Below are 3,004 nucleotides of genomic sequence, written 5' to 3'. Positions count from 1 at the left end.
GTTCAGCCGGCCCTAGGCAGCGCCCACCCGGACCGAGCCTGACGGCACCGCCGGCGATCACCACCAAGCGCTGTGACGTCCCGCACAGGAGCGCGGATCAACCGATCTCCTTACAGCGGAGTACTCGGCCACCGACTGTGCCGCGCGAGCTGCATCTATGCAGCTCAGCACACCGCTAAGCCGAATAGTCCTCATAATCCTCCGGTCGTGGGTTCGAGCCCCACCCGCCCCACACTCTCCTCTGCTGCTCGCTGATCTGACGATCAGCTTCGCCACCAGCCGTTATGCCTGCCCGGGGGACGACCCCCGGACCCCCGGTGCCGAGCTTCGCTCGGCGACTTGATCTACCCTGGCAGCCACGCTGGCAGCCAGAGTGTCACGTCGGGTTCTGGTCTTCTTCGTCGGCCTTCCGGTCGTCTTCCTGATCGCCGTTCGCGGGTCCGCCGTCGGCCGGCTTGCCGCCGGTGGGCTTGTTGCCGGTCGGCTTGTCATCGGAGCCCCACAGGGCCTCTCCCATGCGGGCTGCCGCGTCGGTGCGCAGTTCCGGCGCGACGTGGCTGTAGGTTCCGAGCGTCAGGCCGATCTGTGAATGGCCGAGAATCTCCATGGCGACCCGGGCCGGCACGCCCTGGGCGAGCAGGAGACTCGCCGCGGTGTGCCGGGCGTCGTGCAGGCGTGCGGCAGCCACGCCGGCCGCTTTGGCGAGGGTTTTCCATTCCCGCCAGTCCGCCGCCGGGTCAATGGGATGCCCGTCCGTCCTGGTGAACACCAGCCCGTGTTTGTTGTCCCAGAGGTTCCCGGCGGTGGTCCGGTCGGCGTCCTGATGTTTCCGGTGGGCGCGCAGCGCGGTTACCAGCGGAGCCGGAAGGGTGATCGTGCGCCGGCCGGCGCGGCTCTTGGGCCGGACGATGAGGAACCCGCCGCTGTGCCGCTTCGGGCAGTTCCCGCCCCGTTTGCGGCCGCACGGGTCGTCGTCGCAGCCGTGTTGCCAGGGTCGGCGTTGCAGCGCCTGGCGGACGGTCAACGTCCCGGCGTCCAGGTCGACCGCGTCCCACGGCAGGCCGAGCGCCTCACCCTGACGTAGCCCGAGTGCCAGTGCGACCGACCAGCGCGCGCCGTTCGGCCGGGTGACCGCGAGGGTGAGCACCGCACGTGCCTGTCCGGCGGTCAGCGGTTGCACCTCGTCCCGGTGGACGGAGGGGGCGTCTACCAGGGTGCAGACGTTGCGGGTGACCTTGCCCCGGCCCAGGGCCGCCTCAGGTGAGGTGTCTGTGCTCAGGGGCCAAGCTCACGGCGCGATCGACCAGGCCGTAGACAGCGCCGAGATCCTCACTCAACCGAGCCGCCGCCGCGACTATGCACCCATGCTTGGACTACGGGCCTGAGCGTCCCGGCGCACTGATCCGATGGTGTGCGGATGTCGAGTGCCCCGTTCGAGTCGAGGATGGATGGTGTCCGTCGGCGGATAGCCAGCAGCAAGCGGCCAGCGTAGAATCGAGCGAAACGAGCATACCGATCGCTCCGATCGTCTTGGAGGCCGTTCATGACCTCGCCCGCCCGACCCGAACCGCTCCACGACGAGACGTACCTGCCGGACGAGGACACCGGCGAGATCATTGACTTCCTGGCCGCGCTTCGCGACCGTGGCCGGCAGGCCGCCGGGCCGCGGCCTCGGCTCACCGGCCCGGACGGGCGCAGCGTCGAGCTTCCCGAGCCGATGTTCAACGTCCTTCTGCAGGTCGCCGCGGCGATGAAGGCGGGCCTGGCTGTCACGGTGGCTCCGCACCATCTGACCATGTCCACCCAGGAAGCCGCGGACCTGCTCCGTATCTCCCGCACCACCCTGGTTCGGCTGCTGGAGAGCGGCGCCATCCCGTTCGAGAAGCCCAGCCGTCACCGTAAGGTCCGTCTCGACGACCTCCTTGAGTACCGCCGACGCCAACGCCACGCCGCCGATCTCGCCTTCGCTGACATGGTCGCCGACACCGAGCGTCTCGGCCTCTATGACATCAGCCCCGACGAGACCCGGGCGGCGCTGAAAGCCGCCCGCACGAAGGCCGAAGGCTGAGCAAGATGTTCTCCGCGCTGCTCGACACCTGCGTCCTCGTGCCCAGCAGGGCCCGCGACATGCTGCTCGAGATCGCCAGCACCGGTGCCTACCGGCCGCTCTGGTCGAGCGAGATCCTGGACGAACTCGACCGGACCCTGCGCACACTGCTCGGCAAACGCGGAACCTCACCAGAAGAATCCGACGCCTACCTCACCCCGCTACCCCCAGACGCCGCTTCGCGCCGCCCGGGGACCCCTGCGTCCGGCAGATGAGGACCGCCTTCCCGGACGCGCCCGTGACCGGCTGGGAACGGCTCGTGCCGACCATCGAACTCCCCGACCCCGACGACCGATACGTGGTCGCGGCCGCCATGGCCGGCCGAGCCGACGTGATCGTCACCGACAACCTCGCGGACTTCCCACCCGCTGCGCTGCCCGCGCCCCTGACCCGCCAGTCCCTCGACGACTTCCTCCTCGACGAACTCGACCTCCACCCAGACCTCGTCGTCCAGGCCGTTCGTGCCATCGCCGCCAGGACCGGCAGATCCGGCCCCACGCTGACCGCCTACGACATCGCTACCTATTTGCGTGCCCGCGGCGCCCCAGCATTCGGCGAACGCCTTCTCGTTGCACTCGATCAGACGGCAAGACCGGCTCCGTAGCGACGTGGCCCGCGCTCAGCGCATGTCTGGGCGCTCGCCCCACCACAACCCCCCGCAGCGACGGTCACCAGACGGGCGGAAGTGCCAGGAACTACCAGGTCTGCGGAACGCACGTCAAAGCGACGACGATCCCAACGATGACCGTTACCAGATGGGCTAGGGCCTCCAAACCGCCAGGTTGGCGGAACGCATGTTCGAACCGGTTGTCGATGTTGCCGGTAGGATGGTCACTGGGAATCGTCCCTGGTCAGTAGTCGTGCGGCGACCGGACGGATGGTGATTTCGGGACCCTG

4 protein-coding genes are annotated in these 3,004 nt (G+C 68.8%); 3 read left to right on the top strand and 1 reads right to left on the bottom strand.

Going from position 1 to position 3,004, the window contains the following annotated elements:
• Positions 1–376: 376 nt before the first annotated feature.
• Positions 377–1,180, bottom strand: coding sequence for a site-specific integrase (locus NBW77_RS21905; protein WP_250280284.1), 804 nt, complete (start codon positions 1,178–1,180; stop codon positions 377–379).
• Positions 1,181–1,543: 363 nt separating this feature from the next.
• Here NBW77_RS21905 and NBW77_RS21900 point away from each other — a divergent pair, with 363 nt between their 5' ends.
• Genes NBW77_RS21900 through NBW77_RS21890 form a run of 3 tightly spaced genes read left to right on the top strand, consistent with a single transcriptional unit; the run spans position 1,544 to position 2,711 of the window.
• Positions 1,544–2,068 (top strand): helix-turn-helix domain-containing protein, encoded by a 525-nt coding sequence (locus NBW77_RS21900; RefSeq protein ID WP_207387174.1) that lies wholly within the window; start codon positions 1,544–1,546, stop codon positions 2,066–2,068.
• Positions 2,069–2,073: 5 nt separating this feature from the next.
• Positions 2,074–2,322, top strand: a complete 249-nt coding sequence (locus NBW77_RS21895; RefSeq protein WP_131748642.1) for a PIN domain-containing protein — start codon at positions 2,074–2,076, stop codon at positions 2,320–2,322.
• Positions 2,319–2,711, top strand: coding sequence for a VapC50 family PIN domain-containing toxin (locus NBW77_RS21890; RefSeq protein WP_131748644.1), 393 nt, complete (start codon positions 2,319–2,321; stop codon positions 2,709–2,711). The genes NBW77_RS21895 and NBW77_RS21890 overlap by 4 nt, the downstream gene beginning before the upstream one ends.
• Positions 2,712–3,004: the final 293 nt, after the last annotated feature.

Origin of the sequence: Frankia sp. Cppng1_Ct_nod (assembly GCF_920656135.1) — a bacterium.
GTDB classification, from domain to species: domain Bacteria; phylum Actinomycetota; class Actinomycetes; order Frankiales; family Frankiaceae; genus Protofrankia; species Protofrankia meridionalis.
This window is presented reverse-complemented; position numbering and strand designations above follow the sequence as displayed.